Annotated in this window: 1 protein-coding gene; it reads left to right on the forward strand. The window is 46.4% G+C overall.

Annotation, left to right across the window (positions count from 1 at the left end; genetic code table 11):
- Window positions 1-600: transposase (locus CKL79_RS22695; protein ID WP_141242174.1), on the forward strand; the 600-nt coding region annotated here is incomplete at its 5' end.
- Window positions 601-733: the final 133 nt, after the last annotated feature.

A 733-nucleotide genomic window follows, 5' to 3' on the forward strand; every position in this document is an offset into this window, starting at 1 on the left:
TATTTTAGAGAGATGGTGCTAGAGGTTCAATCCTGGGGCCTGAAGCCGTCGTGGGTGACCGGAGACAGTTGGTATTCGAGCCTAGAGAATCTGAAGTTTCTCAGAAACGAGAAAGTGGGTTTTCTATTTGGGGTAGCGAATAATCGGCTGGTCTCGGTAGAGCGTGGAACGTCAGTGCAGATAGGGACTCTAGAGATTACAGCTGATGGCTTGATGGTCTATCTCAAGGCATTTGGCTGGGTCAAAGTGTTTTGTGCGCCGTTCAAAAACGAGCAGCGATATTACATCTTGTATCGACCAGACTTAGAGGCTTTGAAACAGCTCTCACGAGAGACCTTTAAGCAAGTTCATAGTGAGCATTGGCAGATTGAATGTTTTCATAGAGTGATTAAACAGGTGTGTAATATCGAGCGCTTTTATGTGCGAGATGAACAGGCTATTCGTAATCACGTTTTTTGTGCACTACGTGCTTTTTGCAAGCTACAGACGATGTGCATCAAAGGGATCATCAACAACTGCTATGAGATATCGCGTCAGCTATTTGTGCCGGTCATTCGCCAGTTTATTCTAGAAAACGTGGAGGAAACTGCTTTCGCCTAGCATTGTCACACTGTATTTGTCAATGCGTAACTCCTAATCTAATCGCAACCGGCTGACCACGTAGACAGGCTGAGGCATCTGGCGCAGGGATGACAACAACGCCAAAGCGGCAAAGCTACTGTCACCAACAACC

It is taken from the genome of Leptolyngbya sp. BC1307, from assembly GCF_002286735.1.
Lineage (GTDB): Bacteria > Cyanobacteriota > Cyanobacteriia > Phormidesmidales > Phormidesmidaceae > Phormidesmis.